18 protein-coding genes are annotated in these 18219 nt (G+C 42.9%); 12 read left to right on the forward strand and 6 right to left on the reverse strand.

What is annotated here, in order from left to right:
• Positions 1-236 precede the first annotated feature (236 nt).
• The gene (pabB, locus tag AR334_RS02740; RefSeq protein WP_066304622.1) at positions 237-1982 is read right to left on the reverse strand and encodes an aminodeoxychorismate synthase component I; all 1746 of its coding nucleotides are present in this window, start codon (positions 1980-1982) and stop codon (positions 237-239) included.
• Positions 1969-2553 carry an aminodeoxychorismate/anthranilate synthase component II gene (locus AR334_RS02745; protein ID WP_066304623.1) on the reverse strand — a complete coding sequence of 195 codons (585 nt, stop codon included), beginning with the start codon at positions 2551-2553 and terminating at the stop codon, positions 1969-1971. Before AR334_RS02745 ends, pabB begins: the two co-directional genes overlap by 14 nt.
• Before the next feature lie 183 nt (positions 2554-2736).
• Here AR334_RS02745 and proC point away from each other — a divergent pair, with 183 nt between their 5' ends.
• Positions 2737-3531: a pyrroline-5-carboxylate reductase gene (gene proC, locus AR334_RS02750; RefSeq protein WP_066304627.1), complete on the forward strand. Its 795-nt coding sequence runs from the start codon at positions 2737-2739 to the stop codon at positions 3529-3531.
• A gap of 60 nt (positions 3532-3591) precedes the next feature.
• Here proC and AR334_RS02755 read toward each other — a convergent pair whose 3' ends face one another.
• Positions 3592-3786, reverse strand: a complete 195-nt coding sequence (locus tag AR334_RS02755) for an alpha/beta-type small acid-soluble spore protein (RefSeq protein WP_026576247.1) — start codon at positions 3784-3786, stop codon at positions 3592-3594.
• Positions 3787-3906: 120 nt separating this feature from the next.
• The gene (locus tag AR334_RS02760; protein WP_172799139.1) at positions 3907-5040 is read right to left on the reverse strand and encodes a CAP domain-containing protein; all 1134 of its coding nucleotides are present in this window, start codon (positions 5038-5040) and stop codon (positions 3907-3909) included.
• A gap of 244 nt (positions 5041-5284) precedes the next feature.
• Between AR334_RS02760 and AR334_RS28650 the strand changes: the two genes are divergently transcribed.
• From AR334_RS28650 to AR334_RS02785, 6 genes are all read left to right on the forward strand, one after another.
• Entirely contained in the window at positions 5285-6499 is a 1215-nt protein-coding gene (locus tag AR334_RS28650) for an MFS transporter (RefSeq protein ID WP_082692755.1), read from the forward strand.
• Positions 6500-6503: 4 nt separating this feature from the next.
• Entirely contained in the window at positions 6504-6647 is a 144-nt protein-coding gene (locus AR334_RS29330; protein ID WP_156431156.1) for a hypothetical protein, read from the forward strand.
• Between the two features lie 157 nt (positions 6648-6804).
• Entirely contained in the window at positions 6805-7491 is a 687-nt protein-coding gene (locus tag AR334_RS02770) for a sigma-70 family RNA polymerase sigma factor (RefSeq protein ID WP_066304629.1), read from the forward strand.
• Between the two features lie 29 nt (positions 7492-7520).
• Positions 7521-8102 carry an ATP-dependent Clp endopeptidase proteolytic subunit ClpP gene (gene clpP, locus AR334_RS02775; protein ID WP_066304630.1) on the forward strand — a complete coding sequence of 194 codons (582 nt, stop codon included), beginning with the start codon at positions 7521-7523 and terminating at the stop codon, positions 8100-8102.
• A 104-nt stretch (positions 8103-8206) separates the two neighbouring features.
• Entirely contained in the window at positions 8207-8710 is a 504-nt protein-coding gene (locus AR334_RS02780) for a DinB family protein (protein ID WP_066304633.1), read from the forward strand.
• 147 nt (positions 8711-8857) lie between these two features.
• A complete protein-coding gene (locus tag AR334_RS02785; RefSeq protein ID WP_066304635.1) occupies positions 8858-9532 on the forward strand; it encodes an NUDIX hydrolase in 675 nt (224 codons plus the stop codon).
• Between the two features lie 35 nt (positions 9533-9567).
• Here AR334_RS02785 and AR334_RS02790 read toward each other — a convergent pair whose 3' ends face one another.
• A complete protein-coding gene (locus AR334_RS02790) occupies positions 9568-10410 on the reverse strand; it encodes an MBL fold metallo-hydrolase (protein WP_066304640.1) in 843 nt (280 codons plus the stop codon).
• A gap of 283 nt (positions 10411-10693) precedes the next feature.
• Here AR334_RS02790 and AR334_RS02795 point away from each other — a divergent pair, with 283 nt between their 5' ends.
• Together AR334_RS02795 and cysI are read left to right on the forward strand one after the other, a co-directional pair.
• On the forward strand, positions 10694-12493 hold the full coding sequence (locus tag AR334_RS02795) for an assimilatory sulfite reductase (NADPH) flavoprotein subunit (RefSeq protein WP_066304641.1): 1800 nt from the start codon (positions 10694-10696) through the stop codon (positions 12491-12493).
• 27 nt (positions 12494-12520) lie between these two features.
• Positions 12521-14239: an assimilatory sulfite reductase (NADPH) hemoprotein subunit gene (cysI, locus tag AR334_RS02800; RefSeq protein WP_066304642.1), complete on the forward strand. Its 1719-nt coding sequence runs from the start codon at positions 12521-12523 to the stop codon at positions 14237-14239.
• 56 nt (positions 14240-14295) lie between these two features.
• Here the strand turns inward: cysI and AR334_RS02805 are convergent, their stop codons facing one another.
• Positions 14296-14682 carry a hypothetical protein gene (locus tag AR334_RS02805; protein WP_066304648.1) on the reverse strand — a complete coding sequence of 129 codons (387 nt, stop codon included), beginning with the start codon at positions 14680-14682 and terminating at the stop codon, positions 14296-14298.
• A gap of 186 nt (positions 14683-14868) precedes the next feature.
• On the opposite strand from AR334_RS02805, the gene AR334_RS02810 reads away from it, so the two are divergent.
• The 3 genes from AR334_RS02810 (at position 14869) to celB (ending at position 18141) form a co-directional block, all read left to right on the forward strand.
• Entirely contained in the window at positions 14869-15774 is a 906-nt protein-coding gene (locus AR334_RS02810; RefSeq protein ID WP_066304650.1) for a fumarylacetoacetate hydrolase family protein, read from the forward strand.
• Between the two features lie 70 nt (positions 15775-15844).
• Positions 15845-16561: a TIGR02206 family membrane protein gene (locus AR334_RS02815; protein WP_066304652.1), complete on the forward strand. Its 717-nt coding sequence runs from the start codon at positions 15845-15847 to the stop codon at positions 16559-16561.
• A gap of 263 nt (positions 16562-16824) precedes the next feature.
• Positions 16825-18141, forward strand: coding sequence for a PTS cellobiose transporter subunit IIC (gene celB / locus AR334_RS02820; protein ID WP_066304656.1), 1317 nt, complete (start codon positions 16825-16827; stop codon positions 18139-18141).
• Positions 18142-18219 lie beyond the last annotated feature (78 nt).

Raw genomic sequence — 18219 nt, forward strand, 5'->3', positions numbered from 1 at the left:
AAGCATGGTGAAAATGTCTAATAGATGCGTTCTATAAGACATAACTTTGAGATGTGGTTTTAAGAATGTCTTTTATGTAAGGTCGATGAAGGAAAAAACGAGAAGAGGACATCACGAAATTGTTCTTCATCGAGCCTATGAAGGACAAAATCTGCTCAGAAAAGCGTGAAAATGTCCTTCATCAAGCCTATGAAGAACAAAATCCACCACACAAAACAAAAAATTGTCCTTCATCATTAAAATTGAACTTCCAACCACTTCCGCACACTATTGATAAACCAAATCTTCGTAGCTTTTTCCAGATCTTCTAATGTTAGTGTTTTCTCCCGAATTTCTCCAGAATTAAGCAACCAATCGCGATACGTACCTGCCAGCAAACCGGTCGAAATTGGCGGTGTCCATAATTGTCCTTCCATTTCCACAACAAGATTCCCATTCGTAAACTCAGTCAATTCTCCGTCTTGATTCCAAAGGAGAACGTCGAAAGCATCCGCTGGCTTTTTCCTTTGAAATTGGGTGTAGATATCCCGGTTCGTCGTTTTGTGGTAAAGAAATAGATTCTCTTTATCCACTGGTTTATCGGCCAAAACTGCTTTCACAGCTGACTCCTGCTTGGTAATAGGGGACCCTTCTACAATAATTTCTCCGTTCTTACTTAACAAAAGACGGACCTTATATTGACCCTTTACTAAAGTAGCTGAAAAATTATTTAACGCTTGGTGAACATCATCCATAACTAACGAGAAACCAAAGTATTTGGCTGAACTATTTAATCGGTTTAGATGTTCCTTCAGCAAGAAGTAGCTACCGTTATCCCATAGCAAGCTTTCCAGCAATTGAAATTCCACCCGATTTTCTTCGAGCAGTCGTGCTTTTGCCAAAATTTCCGCATATTCACCTTCGGTCGTTGAATCCCAGGTGATTCCACCGCCAACTCCATAGGTAGCTTGACCAGATGCTTGATCTATTAAAACAGTTCTGATAGGCACATTGAAAATAGCTTCCTTGTCCGGAGTAATATAGCCAATTGCCCCACAATACACTTCACGAGGCGCGCTTTCCAATTCTGAGATGATGTTCATCGTGCTAATCTTAGGCGCACCCGTAATCGACCCGCAAGGAAACAAAGCCCGAAATATATCAACCAATTTAATGTCAGATGAAACTTGAGCGGTAATCGTCGAGGTCATTTGATGCACGGTTGGATAATGCTCAATTTCAAATAGTTTAGGGACGGAAACTGTCCCTGGTTCGGCAATCATTCCTAAATCATTGCGAAGCAAATCTACTATCATTAGGTTCTCGGCCCTATTTTTCTCAGAATGGTAAAGCCAGTCAGCGATTGCTTCGTCCTCAGCCAGTGTTTTTCCTCGTTTCACGGTACCTTTCATCGGCCTTGTCGTAATCGTGTCATCCTTTAGATGGAAAAACAATTCGGGGGAGGCGGATAAAATACTGTAGTCTCCCGTGTTTATATAGGCACAATAATTGGAGGCTTGAGCAGCTATTAATTTTTCAAAAAATGCAAGCTCATCACCTTGAAAGCTAGAGTTTAGGCGAATGGTATAATTCGTTTGATAGGTATCGCCACGTTCAATGGCATGTTTAATCCCTGTAATCGCTTGTTTGTACTCGTCCATGGTAACGGATGGCTTCCATTCGGTGAGTGTATACATGGAATCCTTGCTGCCGAATGCCTGGTGTATTGGTTCCTGAAAAATCCCAAACCAAAGAAGAGGCATTTTGCCTCCTGCTTTTACTTTATAGGCGGAATCAAATGCGGGTGCGCTTTCGTACGACAAAAACCCGGCGGCATAATAGCCGTTGTCAACAGCATCCTGCACCAATTGAAAGCATGGAAGAACCTCGTCTATCTTGTTTGCCTCGATCACTTCAATTGGACTTTGAAAGGTAAACGGTTGGACTTTACCAGTCGAATCTGCAAACTCAAAACTCAATAAGGGGACATTACGTGAGTGCATAGTTTTTTTCCTTTACAAAAAAATTTTCCAACATCCTCAAACCTTGTTCTGACAGGATTGATTCAGGATGAAACTGAACTCCCTCGACCTTAAAATGTTTATGGCGCAGTGCCATGATTTCGCCATCTGCTGTTGTGGCGCTGATTTCCAGGCAAGAGGGGAGGGAAGCCTCATCCACGATTAAAGAATGATATCTAGTCACTTGGAGTGGGGTGTGGATCCCCTCGAAGACTCCTTTTTGGTCATGGGATATTGTTGAGATTTTCCCGTGCATTGGCTGTCGCGCTTTTTTTACCAAACCTCCGAATGCCTGGGCGATAATTTGATGCCCGAGACAAACACCCAGTATGGGAATTTCCTGAAAATAATGCTGTACAACTTCCAGGCAAATACCGGCTGAATCAGGGTTGCCAGGTCCGGGTGAAATTAAAATGTGATCCGGCTTCATGCAGTCAATGGTGCCAAGTGTTACCTGATCATTTCTTAGAACGGTAACATCTTCTCCCAAAGTCCGGACATATTGAACTAAATTGAAAGTAAACGAGTCAAAGTTGTCAATTAGTAAAATCATCGCAATATCGGCTCCATTTCATCCGGTATTTTTTGGCCCGCACTGTATGTAAACAGGCATAAACACCCGAAGTTAATCATAAACAAATCAGAACCTTTAGTAAATGGAATCTGTTGCAATTATTTGCTTTTTGCTTATTTTTAATGGAATAATGGAATGAAGTTTTTAAAGTAGGTGAAGGTAGTGACGACAGCAAGAAAAGAAGTGTTATTTATTGGCGCCGGGCGGATGGCCCAGGCGATTATTGCCGGACTGAACGGGAATGATGATTTCTCCATACATGTTGCTAACAACGGAAACGAAGAGCGCCTCGAGTATGTTCGAGAGAAATATGGGGTAGAAACGTCCGGGTCCTGGGTTGAAATGGCCGCAAAAATGGATATCATTGTGTTGGCGATGCCCCCTGACGCCCATGGGACCTTATTTGAGGAGCTACGCGGCTTGGTTGACGGACAGTTGATCCTGACCGTGGCTGCAGGAATTGGACCTTCCTATATGGAGGAGATGCTTCCGGAAGGAACACCAGTTGCATCGCTAATGCCAAACACGGCAGCAAAACAAGGCGAATCAATGACATTATACGCACCAGGCCAACATGTAACGAAAGAGCACATACAATTAATTGAGGCATTGTTAAAGGGCATTGGGGAGTTCGAAAAGGTAACCGAGCAACAAATTCACGAGCTGACAGCCATTACTGGAAGTGCCCCGGCGTTTATGTATCTTGTGGCAGAAGCATTGGAACAAATGGCGGTGGAAACCGGTATAACGAAAGAACAGGCAAGAAAGCTTGTTGCTCAAATGATTGCGGGGTCTGCCCAAATGCTCAAAACAAACATAGGTACACGGGAATTAATCGATGAAGTTGCCACACCTGGAGGCTCTACAGCAGCCGGTTTAGAGGTACTCGAAGCCGGGGATTTAAACCAATTATTTCGTAAAGCAATTCATGCGTGCCGTGAAAAGGCCAAAATATAATGGAAAAGAGGGCCAGGCTCCCATCACAGGAGCTTGACCCTCTTGCCATGAAATCACAAGTTACTGACCTTGTTGATTTCGTAATGACTGTTCAGCATAGGCAACGAGACGCTTCGTCATTTCGCCGCCGACTGAACCGTTTGCTCGTGCGGTCGTATCAGCACCTAGCTGCACTCCAAACTCGTTGGCGATTTCTTCCTTCATTTGATCCAGAACATTGCCTGCACCAGGAACCAATAGTTTGTTTCTAGCCATGATACATCACTCCCGACGATTTTTTTGAGCAATTAATAAATTGCTCGTATATAATTTAACCTATTTGAAAATCCTAATTCATAGTGGAAGGAATCGGCATATTTTTCTAAAAACGCAGTGCTATTTTGCATAATAATTTTGCGTATAATAAGGGTGCGATTCACTATTAAAGGCGACGCCGACCCCCAAATACTTATAACCCTGTTTCAAAATATTTTCCCGGTGGCCAAGGGAATTCATCAAGCCTTCATGGGCAAAGATGCTACTGAACTGGCCGTAAGCCAAATTTTCACCGGCCAAATGGAAAACAATATTGTCCTCTTTCATCCGATCAAAAGGGGATTCGCCCTGCAGATTTGTATGGTCAAAGTATTGATTCTCAGCCATATCCGCACTATGCTTGCGCGCCGTTGTCCTGACATGATCATCCCATGTCAACACCGGTAGATGATGCATCACCCGGGCGGCATTAGTTAAATCAAACATTTGATATTCAAAGCCTTCCTTCAATTCCTGGCTCGCCTCGGTGTAAAAACCATTCTTTTTATCCTCAAGTTCCTTGCTAATTAGCTGCATGGCCGTAACGGTATTATTCTCATGTTTGTCGTAAAAAACTGTGACATAAGAATGATCAATATTAAAAACATCATAATCCGCATCTTTTTGAAATTGATAAATGGTCAAGCCTTTTTGAATTCCTGAAAGCGGTTCGCCTAACTTGCCCCGAACATCCGCTTTCGAGCTGCCCATTTTAATGCCATTGCTAGACGAAATCAAATCCTGATTGGTATATAATCCAGCCGCCATGTTTTTTCCGTCATACATAATCATAAAAAAGTCTTGATAATTGTTATGATAAGCATACCAGTTGGTTCCGTACTCATTAACGGAAACCCGGTTTGCCTGCCCCAGATTATGTTCAATCTCATCTCTAGGGCTGCCGAGCTCCACATTATGAATCGAAAATAATTGCTGTGCTGGCGCCTTCAATTCCAACTTTTCATGCTCTTGTTGCTCTGACTCTTTTGGAACCTGGTCTAATTGGAGGTTCAACTGCTGCAATAACTTCTGAACATGATCAAATATTGTATTAATAGCAGCCGTAGCTTCGGGATTGTCTTTTAACTCATTAATTTGGGTGCCGATTTGTTCAATCGTCTGCCCATATTCTGAACCGTTTAGTTGTTTTTCAATGGAAGGTAAAGAGTAAGTCAGTAAAAATAATGATGCAATTAGCATCAGGAATCGAAACATAGATACACCTCCAATTTCTATCAGAATTATAACCAATCCTGAAAAAATATATAAGCAATATGCCTATGGGGTACCTGTGGTTGGTAGCGAAAATGTAGAATTTTTCCAAATCGGTACAGTATAATTAAGGAAAACGATTCGGAGTTGATGATTATGAATTACCCTCGGCCTCCTTGTTAATTTAGGATTCGTCCGCCGCCTTTTCTTTTGTAATGCAAAATTACAAATAGAAGAGGGATGGAGTATGACTAATTCAAGAAATATCACGAGACTATATTTTATTGCATTTTTTCATAACTTGATTCCCGCCTACGTAATTGAACGGCTGTTTTGGCAGGAGCGGGGGATGACGGTGTTCATGGTCGTTCTTTGTGAGATCATTTACGCCGTAACGATTGTTCTTTGTGAAATTCCCACAGGGATTCTCGCTGATAAATTTGGCAGAAAAGCCCTGCTCGTCATTGGTGCGGTGCTATCAATGCTGGAATTCATCATTCTGCTGTTTGCCTTTAACTTTTGGACGTTTGCCTTCGTGGTTTTTCTTGCAGGCATCGCCGGCGCTTGTACGAGTGGAGCATCGAATGCACTTCTTTATGATTCACTAATGGTGTTGAAGAAGGAGCATTCCTTTGAAAAAATTGTAGGAATACTCAATTCGTTTGATTTTATTGGCTCGCTACTGGCTGCTTTGTCCGGCAGTGTATTGGCAAAAACTTTCGGACTTGAATTCAATTATATGCTATCCGCTGCCAGCATGTTTATAGCACTGGCATTTACGGTTTTTCTGGCTGAACCGCCAAGAAAACCACACCAAATGGAGGACCAGGGGCTAGAGAAAAGTTTTGCGGTTTATTTTATTTCCTCGGTCAAGTTTTTTAAAACCAATCCGAAATTAGTTGTGATCATCACAAATTCCATGGCAATCGGCGCATGTGTTAGTTACTTGGATGAATTCTGGCAGCTTTATTTGGATGATATCGGTTTTTCAATTTTGTTCTTTGGGGTGTTTTCAGCGGCCATTTCACTTGTAAGGATACCTGGAAACTTAATAGCTGCTTACCTTATTACCCATTTTTGCGCCAAAACAATCATCCTTTCGGTGCTTGGCGTAAGTGCCGCTGGATTTTTTACGACTGCTTTGTTTCCAGGATACATTGGGATTATCGCGATGCTCGTAATTTTTTTAGCAAGCGGTGTAGTGGACCCAGTGGTATCTGGATATCTGCATCATCGCGGCAGTTCGGAAATAAGGGCAACACTTGAATCGATTCAATCCCTAATTGAACGGGCCATCACCTTCATAATAGGAATTGGGTTTGGCATTATTGCGACAAAGGCCACTGTTACGACTGGCTTCGCCTTTTTGGGTGGAGTGTCCTGTCTGTTTTCTATCTTCCTATTGAAAAAAACCAAAATCATAAATTTTTCCATTTTACACATTCTAAAAAAACGGAGGTGAAAAAATGGAAAAGGAAAATCAGCAAATGACTAATACAAATAATCAACAAACAGACAATGACGCCATTATGAATCGAGTTAATCAAACTTTTGATAAAATAGCCCAAGATGTGAAGGACATGATTAATGAAAACAATCAAATGTCATAGTTAATCCCAAAAAACGTCTCTTTATGAGGCGTTTTTATTTGGTTTTTATTCTAATTATTGAATATGATTAAAACAAGATAATTTTTTTGCGAACCCGTAACTTTTCATCCCGCCTGATACGTTAAAAGGGTAGAGAGTGCAAAAGGAGTTGAAATGTATGGCACAAAACCATCATCCTAGAATTTTGGAAGATACGCCACATCCAAAGGATTCATTCTGGGCAGAGCATTATCCAAAACTTCAACGTTATTGTCACTTCCTGGCCCAAAATGAGTGGGATGGAGATGACATCGCCCAGGAAACATATTTAAAAGCGTTACGGTATGGGCATGAGCAACAAAAGCTAACCCCAGCCTTGTTAAATAAAATAGCCTATCACCATTGGATTGATTTGCTGAGGAAACGAAAAAAGGAAACCATTTTCGAAAAAGTGCCTTCCGAAAGTCTGCGTCATCCCCTTGATGAGATTAAAAATACGGTCGACCTTATGCTGAAACAGTTTACACCAAAGCAGGCCGTTATGTTTTTGTTAAAAGAAGCATTCCAATATCAAATCAATGAAATATCAGAAATGCTGGAAACAACAGAAATGGCCGTTAAAGCGAATTTGCATCGAGCCAAAAAGCGGCTTGAAAAACAGGAGGACGATTCCTTTTCGGTTGATTCTTTTTGGACGGATGAGGAACGAGACCGATATTCCGAGTTATTTTACGAGGCGCTTAAAAATCAGGATCCGACAATCCTTATTAAAACGTTCCCAGCGGTAATGCCGCAAGTTATTGCAGAAAACAAACAAAAAGTACAAATGTTCTCTCCTTCTAGCACTCTCTGTATGGCTGCCTAGCCTATTTGCTGATAAGGAGGAATGAATAAATGAACACAATCCCATATGTCATTGAACAAACGAATCGGGGTGAGCGCTCTTACGATATTTATTCGCGGCTATTAAAGGACAGAATCATCATCATCGGTGATGAAATTAACGACCACTTGGCAAACAGTGTTGTGGCCCAACTACTGTTTTTGGCGGCAGAAAATCCGGAGAAGGAAATTTCCTTATATATCAACAGTCCCGGCGGGTCGACGTCGGCCGGCTTTGCGATTTTTGATACGATGCAATACATTCAACCGGATGTAAGGACGATATGTACAGGAATGGCTGCCTCGTTTGGCGCCATGCTGCTCCTCGCCGGAACGAAAGGCAAACGGTTCGCCTTGCCAAACAGTGAAATCATGATCCATCAACCGCTCGGCGGAGCGAGAGGGCAGGCCACCGAAATCGAAATCTCGGCGCGCAGGATCTTAAAGCTTCGAGAGCACACCAATCAAATCATTTCCCAGCGGACAGGACAGTCGCTTGAAAAAGTGGCAAAGGATACCGACCGCGATTTCTTTATGAGTGCAGAAGAAGCCAAAGAGTATGGGATTATTGATGATATTTTGCATCCGAAATAAGGGAGATCGAAATGCTTGGGTTGTCCATAATCCAAGCATTTTTTAATAAAAATTGGCAATAATATTTAGGGTGTGTGAAACCAAATTTATGGAGGCATGACAATATGTATACTTCAATTGAAGCGTTTATTGGGGATTGGCATCACGAAGCGGAAACGACACAAAAGGTTTTCGACGCGTTGACAGACAGCTCCTTGCAGCAGATGATTTCCCCTGATGACCGCTCACTCGGGAGAATTGCCTGGCATATAGTAACCAGTACGCCAGAAATGCTGAATGAGTTTGGCATTAAGGTAGATTCGGTGAGCAATGCCGATTCAGTGCCAAGTTCGGCAAAGGAAATTGCGGATACGTTCCGAAAAGTAAGCGCTGATACAATTGATGCCGTGAAAGAGCAGTGGACAAATGCCTCATTATCAGAAATGAAAAATGTATTTGGGATGGATATGCCGGGAGGGGTCATGCTGTTGATGCTGAACAAGCATATCATTCATCATCGCGGACAAATATCTGTGCTCATGCGACAGGCAGGGTTAAGGGTTCCGGGGATTTACGGACCTACAAGAGAGGATTGGAGTCAAATGGGAATGGATGCACCAACTATTTGACAAGGGAAAGCACTTTGGAAACAAGGTGCTTTTTTGATGCGCTAAAAATCGTCTTGGGAAATCCCGGAGAATTTAAAGGGAAAAGATTGCTAAGGGTTGAATATATTATAAATGGGATGATTATTTTTAAAAAAAGGTGGTACTTCAATGTCAGCTATTCCAAGACCGGCAGCAACCGTCATGCTAATGGATCCGGAGTACAGGGTTTACATGACAAAACGACCGGATTCAATGAAATTTATGGGCGGATTTTATGTGTTTCCCGGCGGTGCGGTTGAGCGGGGTGACGAAATGATGGTAGATTGTGAGGTTTTTTCAGGGGAGCCGAATCAGGCATGTTCGCAAGCCTTTTACATCGCAGCTGCAAGAGAATTATTTGAGGAAGTTGGCATACTGCTTTGCCAACATGCCGACGGTTCCAGTGTCCTATTAGATGAGGCAAAGGTAATGGAGTACCGACGTCTGCTCACTAATGGGGAAATTTCTTTTTTACATATGTTAAAAAAGGAAGGGCTCCACTTTGACTTCGAAAAATTAGCCTATATCGGACAAATTATTACCCCAAAAATGAGTCCCATTCGCTTTGATACAAGGTTTTTTCTGGCTAAACTGCCGGAAGGCCAATCCCCTAAATCAGATGTCTATGAAATCAGTGATTCATTGTGGATTTCACCGGAAGATGCCTTGGCAGCAGGTGAAACTGGTAAGTTTTCATTGGCACCGCCGACGATCCATACACTGAAGACCATTATCAATTATTTACAAGGACAGCCTTTAATGATGCCAGAGTTCAATCTTTCTGACTACAAGCCAGTATTTTAAAAAATTGCCCGGAAACGTACTCCCGGGCAATTTCTTTATTTTTTTAAGAGATAAATAGAATCCTGCTTAGTAACAGAACCTTCCTTGATTAATTTGATTAGGTGGGCTTCAGTGGTCCTTCTTGCCACCTCATAAACGCTTGGGTGCGGAAGCTCCTGATAAATCATGTTGGTCAAATCGACTGACGTTAACTTCTGATGTTGTTTTATAAGCGAAACGATTTGATTTTCACGCAATAATCTCCGCTGAATTACAAATTCAATATGTTCATAGGGTTTTTCAATCCAACCGCCATGTCCCGGGCCGATTTTCTTCATCTTCAATTCTTTTAAACGATTCAAGGTAGAAAGGTAGTCAGACATATCTCCATCAGGGGGACCAATCCACGAAGTTCCCTCCGCGACGATATTATCTCCTGCCACTAGAATTTCCATAGAAGGAATGTAGAGGTTTAATTGACCGGCTGTATGGCCCGGAGCATGTATAACTTGAATTTCTTCACCGCCAACATGCATCACATCCCCATCGTTTAAAAAAGATACTTCGTCAACGGGTGAAATAGCAGACAATGTGGCCTGCTTTTCGTTTTGATGGCAATAGATAACCGGGTTCCAGTCCATTAATTGCCGGACGCCGGGAGCATGGTCCGGATGGGAATGGGTAAGGATTATTGCATGCGGGACCGCTATGCCATTATTCTTTAAGGCTTCGTCCAATTCTGTTCGTGTCTCAGGCTGATCATAGCCGGCATCCACCAAAATACTCTCGTTTTCGTTGCCAATTATGTACCCGTTTGTTGTAAAATGCGGCAGCAAGGTGGGGGTAGGGATTGGAACCCGAATCATTTTTAATTGATTCCCATCTATCACAGTCATCATCCTTTCAATCCATCTTGTCATCTACGACTAGTTCTTTACTTATTCATCATGCATACGTTGAATTCCTGCACAATTTGGATGAAAGACAATGCAACAGAAGCCACCAGAAATTGCTCATCTTTCATAAACGGTTTGACCGACAAGAATGGGCAGAATCTTTTGTTTAATTCCCACTTGACTTATAGGAATAGTGAAATTATCCTTATAATTATAGCAATCAATTTTTTTATAAAAATATGAATCAGGAACAAGAATCGTGTATATACACAATGGGGTGATATTTTTGCAACTTCAGGTATTGAACAGTCCGTTTACAGAGGAGCAGGCAGAACTCCTTAATCGTCTTCTTTCAACATTAACGGAGCCGCAAAAGGTCTGGTTAAGCGGCTATTTGGCAGCGTCGCTAAATTCATTGGCACAAGCTCCCTTAGCAGGGACTGTAACAAGCTCAAATGCCCAGCAAGCGACAAAGAAAGTAACGGTTCTTTATGGGTCACAAACCGGTAACTCAAAGGGTCTTGCAAAAAAAACAGCTGCAGCACTTGAAGGCAGCGGCTTTCAAGTTACTGTCTCCTCTATGAGTGATTTCAAGCCGAATAATCTTAAAAAAGTGCAAAATCTGCTTATTATTGTCAGCACCCATGGTGAAGGAGAACCACCAGACGGTGCGAAGACCTTTCATGAGTTTCTACACAGCAAACGGGCCCCAAAGCTTGAGGGTGTTCAATTTTCCGTACTGGCTCTCGGAGACAGCTCGTACGAATTTTTCTGCCAGACCGGGAAAGATTTCGATAAGCGACTTGAAGAGCTTGGCGGGACTAGACTGTATCCCCGGTTTGACTGCGATGTGGATTTCGACGAGCCGGCAGCAGAATGGCTGCATGGTGTCCTTGGTGGCTTAAGTGAGGTACAGGGCGGAACTGGTGCAGCCATCCCTGCTCTCAGTGTGCAGGCAGAAGAGTCTGTTTATTCCAGAAGCAATCCGTTCCATGCCGAAGTACTTGAAAATATAAATCTAAACGGGCGCGGTTCAAACAAAGAAACCCTTCATATTGAATTATCGCTTGAGGGTTCTGGCCTGGTATTCCAGCCGGGGGACAGCCTCGGTATTTATCCAGAAAATGATTCGACGCTGGTTGAAGCGTTATTGGTAAAATTGACTTGGAGCGGGGAAGAGCCTGTAACAGTGAAACAAGATGATGTTCGTCCACTTAAAGAGGCGCTCCTCTCATACTATGAAATTACCGTTTTATCAAAACCGCTTTTAGAAAAAATCGCCCAATTGTCCACTAATGTTGAACTTAAGGAATTGGCGAGTAATGCGGTTGACTTAAAAGCTTATATCGAGGGCAGAGATTTACTTGATTTAGTTACCGATTTTGGTCCATGGGGACAAAATGCGCAGGAATTTGTCTCTGTGCTAAGAAAAATCCCGCCGCGTCTTTATTCGATTGCCAGCAGTTTGGCGGCTAATCCGGATGAAGTGCATTTGACGATTGGCGCGGTGCGGTATGATGCCCACGGACGCGAACGAAAAGGCGTGTGTTCGATTTTGGCCGCAGAGCGCCTCGAGGCGGGAGACACACTTCCTGTCTTTATCCAGCACAATGAAAACTTTAAATTGCCGGAAAACCAGGATGCTCCAATCATTATGGTTGGACCAGGTACAGGCGTTGCACCGTTCCGCTCGTTTATGCAGGAACGAGAGGAAACAGGTGCATCAGGCAAATCGTGGATGTTCTTTGGTGACCAGCATTTCGTGACCGATTTCCTTTATCAGGTGGAATGGCAAAAATGGCTGAAGCAGGGTGTGCTTACGAAAATGGAGGTAGCATTTTCACGGGACCAGCAGGAAAAGGTTTATGTGCAGCACCGGATGCGCCAGCATAGCCAAGAACTTTTCCAATGGCTGGAGGAGGGTGCATACTTATACATCTGTGGTGATGAGAAGCATATGGCCCATGATGTCCACCAAGCCCTGCTTGAGATTATTGAAAAAGAAGGCAGTTTAACCCGCAGCCAGGCTGAGGAATACCTGGCCAAAATGCAGCAGCAAAAACGGTACCAGCGCGATGTTTATTAAGTTGGATTGGAAGGGAGATCGATCAACATGGTGAAGCATGTGTTAACATCGCCGGGCGGACCGCCCAGCGATGTAGAAGATATAAAAGTAAACAGTGACTATTTGCGCGGTACGCTGAAGGAAGTCATGGAGGACCGGCTAAGTGCAGGGATTCCTGATGATGATAACCGCCTGATGAAGCACCACGGCAGCTATTTGCAGGATGACCGCGACCTTCGCAATGAGCGGCAAAAGCAAAAGCTGGAGCCGGCCTATCAGTTTATGCTCCGTGTCCGGGCTCCGGGCGGTTTGGTAACGCCGGAACAATGGCTTGTTCTGGATAGGCTTGCCGATAAAAATGCAAACGGTACGATTAAATTAACGACTCGGCAGTCATTCCAGTTCCATGGCATTTTAAAATGGAACATGAAGGAAACCATTCAGGAGGTTCATCATACGTTATTGACCACGCTCGCGGCATGCGGTGATGTCAACCGGAACGTGATGTGCAACCCGAACCCTGATCAATCCGAAATTCATGGCGAGGTTTATGAATGGGCGAAGCTATTAAGTGATTATTTGCTTCCGCGCACTCGGGCGTATCATGAAATTTGGTTGGATGAAGAAAAAGTGGCCGGGACGCCGGAGGTGGAAGAAGTCGAGCCATTATACGGGCCAACCTATTTGCCGCGGAAGTTTAAAATTGGCATCGCGGTCCCGCCATCCAATGATATTGACGTGTTTTCACAAGATCTTGGGTTTATCGCCATTGTTGAAGACGGCAAGCTTATCGGATTTAACGTTGCCATTGGTGGAGGAATGGGCAGCACCCATGGCGAAAAAGCGACCTACCCGCAGGTGGCAAAGATAATTGGTTTCTGTACACCTGACCAAATGGTCGAAGTGGCAGAGAAGACGATTTCAATCCAGCGGGATTACGGCAATCGTTCTGTTCGTAAAAATGCCCGGTTTAAATACACAGTGGACCGAATTGGACTCCATGCCGTGAAAGCAGAGCTGGAAAACCGCCTTGGCTGGGGCCTCGCCGAAGCAAAGCCTTACCATTTCGACCACAACGGCGACCGTTATGGTTGGGTGAAAGGGATTGGAGGCAAATGGCATTTTACCCTGTTTGTCGAGAATGGCCGAGTAAAAGACTTCGATGGCTATCAATTGAAGACGGGTTTAAGGGAAATTGCGAAGATTCATACAGGTGATTTTCGATTAACACCAAACCAAAATTTGGTTATTGCCAATGTATCGGGCCAGAAGAAGAAAAAGATGAACGAGTTGATGGACCAATACAGTCTAACTGATGGGAAGCATCATTCCGCCATTCGTCGCAATTCCATGGCTTGTGTCGCTCTTCCGACTTGTGGATTGGCATTTGCCGAAAGTGAACGGTATCTGCCAGGGTTAATTGATAAAATTGAGGAAATTGTAGATGAACATGGACTTCGTGACGAGGAGATTACCATCCGCATGACCGGCTGTCCAAATGGCTGTGCCCGTCCGGCACTTGCTGAAATTGCTTTGATCGGAAAAGCTGTCGGAAGATATAATTTGTATTTGGGTGCGGCGTTCGACGGCAGCCGTTTGAATAAAATGTATCGTGAAAATATCGGAGAAGCGGAGATTTTGAGTGAGCTTAGCATGCTGCTTGGCCGTTATGCAAAAGAACGTGAGGCCGGTGAGCACTTCGGCGATTTTGTCATTCGCGTGGGTATTGTTAAAGCAGTAGAAGATGGAACGCAATTTCATGACTAAAAGTGTGAAAAAGCCTGGAATTCTATATTCCCGGCTTTTTTTGTATAACATTTTGCTCAGTTTTTAACATGAACATATGAGGAAATACTGTCATCCCATTGAAAAATCCCATCTTGCAGCTGGATCACAGTATCAAAAGGACATGGGATTGAATCTGCATGATCAGATTGTAGCTGTTCCCTTAGTAATAGCAGCTCATCTTTTGTAGCAATCCGGAAAATATGGTGGAGAGTAATATTTTTTTCAATAATCCCATTTTTCCTGCAGAGACTTTCTTGAAAACTCTTATTAAACTGAATCATCATCGGCAAATCATTCACACAAGCAACCCCAAAAACTTCTTTGATGGTATCGTCATAGCGAAGCTGAGTGGCTGTGGCAAACTTGATAATATCCTTCTCAGGATTTTCCAAAATATAAATGGTTTCAACCGGACTCCCCATTTAAAACACCCTTTCTAAAAAAAAAGAGAAAAAATTATTTTTCCTACTATAATAATAACATATTTTTTTCAATTCATGTAAGCACAGGATTTATATGAAATTTCTTTATTCGACAAACTTTTCCAGTTTCTTTTGCTAAGATTGTTTTTAATGAGTTTACTGTTAGCCTAGAAGGGGATGACTATAATGAAATTGATTACATTTATTGATCATAACGGGAATAAAAAAGCCGGGTGGCTGAATGGCGGGCATGTTTATGACATGGAGTTTGTCGGTAAGGGAGAACTACCTGATAATATGCTAGATTTTATCAAATATCACTCCAGCTGCCTGCCCATTGCGCAGAAATTAGCCAGTGAAGCCGAACCGACGTATTTGTTAAGCGAGGTAACGTTAACTGCACCGCTTCCGAACCCGCCGAGTGTTCGGGATTTCATGGCATTTGAGCTGCATGTATTGAATGCCCGTAAACGGACTGGCAGGAAAGTCCCGGAAGAATGGTATGAGATTCCGGCGTTTTATTTTTCCAACCATTTGGTGTTATCGGGGAATGAAGAAAAAGTCGAGCGGCCTGCGGGATGCGTGGCCCTCGATTATGAGCTGGAGCTGGCATGCATTATTGGCAAAGAGGGCAAGAACATTAAAGCTGAGGAAGCAGAGGACTATATTTTCGGCTATACGATTTTCAACGATTGGTCCGCTCGTGATTTTCAGCAGAAAGAGATGAAAATCGGCTTGGGGCCGGCAAAAGGCAAGGACTTTGCGACTTCTATCGGCCCTGTAATTGTAACCAAAGATGAAATGGAAAAGTATCGTGAGGGCCACCGTCTTCATTTGACGATGACCGCAAAGGTAAACGGGGCATTGCTGTCCCAAGGCAATGCAAGGGATATATATTACAGCTTTGGGCAAATGATCGAAAGAGCTTCTGCGGGTGTTACACTTTATCCTGGGGACATCATTGGTTCAGGCACGGTTGGTACGGGGTGCCTGTTGGAGCTTGGCCAGGAAGTACACCGTTGGCTGGAGCCGGGTGATACAGTAGAAATGGAGATTACCGGAATCGGGAAACTAAAGAATCAGATTGTTTAATATCCAATAGTAGTCAAAGAATAATTTTAATATAGGACACGAATAATGAGTAAAAAACTCATGGTGAAGTATGAACAAATATTTTCAAGCAGACGGCACGGATTCGTTTATTCTATTTTCGGTTACGCATTTACTAACATTAACCGTATTACTTTTAGTGTTGTTTTTAATTTTCGTTTTTCGAACATCATTAAAAAGACAGAAGATGAATCAAATAACCAGATTCACCCTGGCGTTTATCCTTATTATTTCAGAAATAAGCCTGCACATTTGGCTGTGGCATATTGGAGCATGGACCTTTCAGTACTCACTGCCGTTTCATTTAAGCAGCATTTCAATTATTCTATCTGCTGTATTGCTATTAACAAAGAGCTATCGACTTTTTGAATTTACCTATTTTGCCGGAGTAGGAAGTGCACTGCAGGCAATGATTACTCCTGATATAAGCGCCTATACTTTTCCGCATTTTCGCTATGTCCACTTTTTTATATCTCATGGCGGGATTGTTGTTGCGAATCTTTATATGGTTTTTGTAGAGCATTACAAGCCGACGATAAAAAGTTTGTGGAGAGCATTTTTATACCTCAATCTTTACACCGGATTTGTGTTTTTATTGAACTACTTTGTAGAAGGAAATTATATGTATATTTCGGAAAAACCAGTGAACCCTTCTATGTTGGATTATCTCGGTCCATGGCCATATTATATTGTTCCATTGGAAATGATAACGCTCGTTACATTTTTCATATTATTTCTCCCATTCCTGAGAAAGCCGCCTCGTTCATAGGCTGCTTTTTTATGTAGTAACAAAGGCCTAAAGTTAAATTTCTGACGATTGTACTAAGATGCCAAATATTGAATATATACTAAGGAAAGGAGGACAAAAGAAAGGGGGGCTAAGGAGGGATTTCGAAGTCAATTATAGGAATTGTCGGGAAAAGTAGCCTTTTGAGAATGGCTTGTGGAGACATATTGTTATACTTTACTGCTGAGGTTGTCTAATTTGCCAGAATTTAATAGATTCGAAAATTCACATTGGGGTGAATGAAAATGAGCAAATTTAACCAAATGCTGGAAGAGAAGGTAATGCCGATTGCTGGAAAGATTGCCGGTCAGCGTCACTTGCAGGCGTTAAGGGATGGAATTATTTTAACCATGCCACTCATCATCATCGGTTCTATTTTCTTAATTTTAGGCTTTATACCTATTGATGGCTATCCGGAATTTATGGCCAAAACCTTTGGTGATGCATGGATGACCAAACTCCTTTATCCCGTAAGCGCTTCCTTTGATATCATGGCATTAATTGCCGGGTTCGGCATTGCTTATCGCTTGGCCGAACAATACAAGGTAGATGCCCTCAATGCCGGGGCGATCTCCGTTGCTGCCTTCATTTTAGCAACACCTTATTTCACAATGTTTACTCCTGAAGGTGCAACGGAAGCAGTTCAGGTTGGCGGCGTTATTTCCATGGCCTACCTAGGTAGTAAAGGTCTGTTTGTCGCAATGATTATTGCCGTTTTATCCACCGAAATTTATCGATATATTATTCAAAAAAATATCATTATAAAGATGCCTGATGGCGTTCCTCCAAGTGTCAGCAAATCATTCGTTGCGTTATTTCCTGCCTTTGTTGTTATATTCATCGTTTGGATCCTTCGTTTATTGATAGAGAACACCTCTTTTGAAAGTCTGCATAATGTAGTCGGGAAACTATTACAGGAGCCGCTAAGCGCCTTGGGTGGTTCATTGATTGGCGCATTAATTGCCGTATTCTTAGTTCAATTGCTGTGGTCAACAGGGCTTCACGGTGCAAGTATTGTCGGAGGTGTAATGGGGCCGATTTGGCTGGCGCAAACCGATGCAAACCGGCTGGCACTGCAGGCTGGCCAAGAACTTCCCAATGTTGTTACCCAGCAATTCTTTGACATCTTTATTTATTTAGGCGGTTCAGGCGCAACAATTTCCTTCGCGTTTATGATGTTGTTTATGGCGAAGAGCCAGCAATCCAAACAATTGGGCCGGTTGGCTATAGGCCCGGGGATATTTAATATTAATGAGCCGATTACCTTTGGCGCACCAATCGTCATGAACCCACTGCTCATCATTCCATTTGTATTGACTCCTCTGGCATTGGTGATTACCACTTATATTGGCATGAGTACTGGCTTTGCTCCAAAGACTGCCGGTATTGCCGTTCCGTGGACGACACCGCCGATTATCGGAGGGTATTTGGCTACTGGCGGTAACTTTAGGGGAGCATTGATGCAGGTCATCAATCTGCTTGTGGCTTTTGCAATCTATTACCCATTCTTTAGAATGTGGGATAAACAAAACCTGAAAGTGGAACAAGGCGCGAATAAATAATCATATTGCAACAAGGGCTTCGCACAGAGGCCCTTGTTTTTCTTTAATAAAATGGTTTTTTGCCAGTTACGAAGTGTC

Origin of the sequence: Bacillus sp. FJAT-29814 (assembly GCF_001510715.1) — a bacterium.
Lineage (GTDB): Bacteria > Bacillota > Bacilli > Bacillales > Cytobacillaceae > Neobacillus.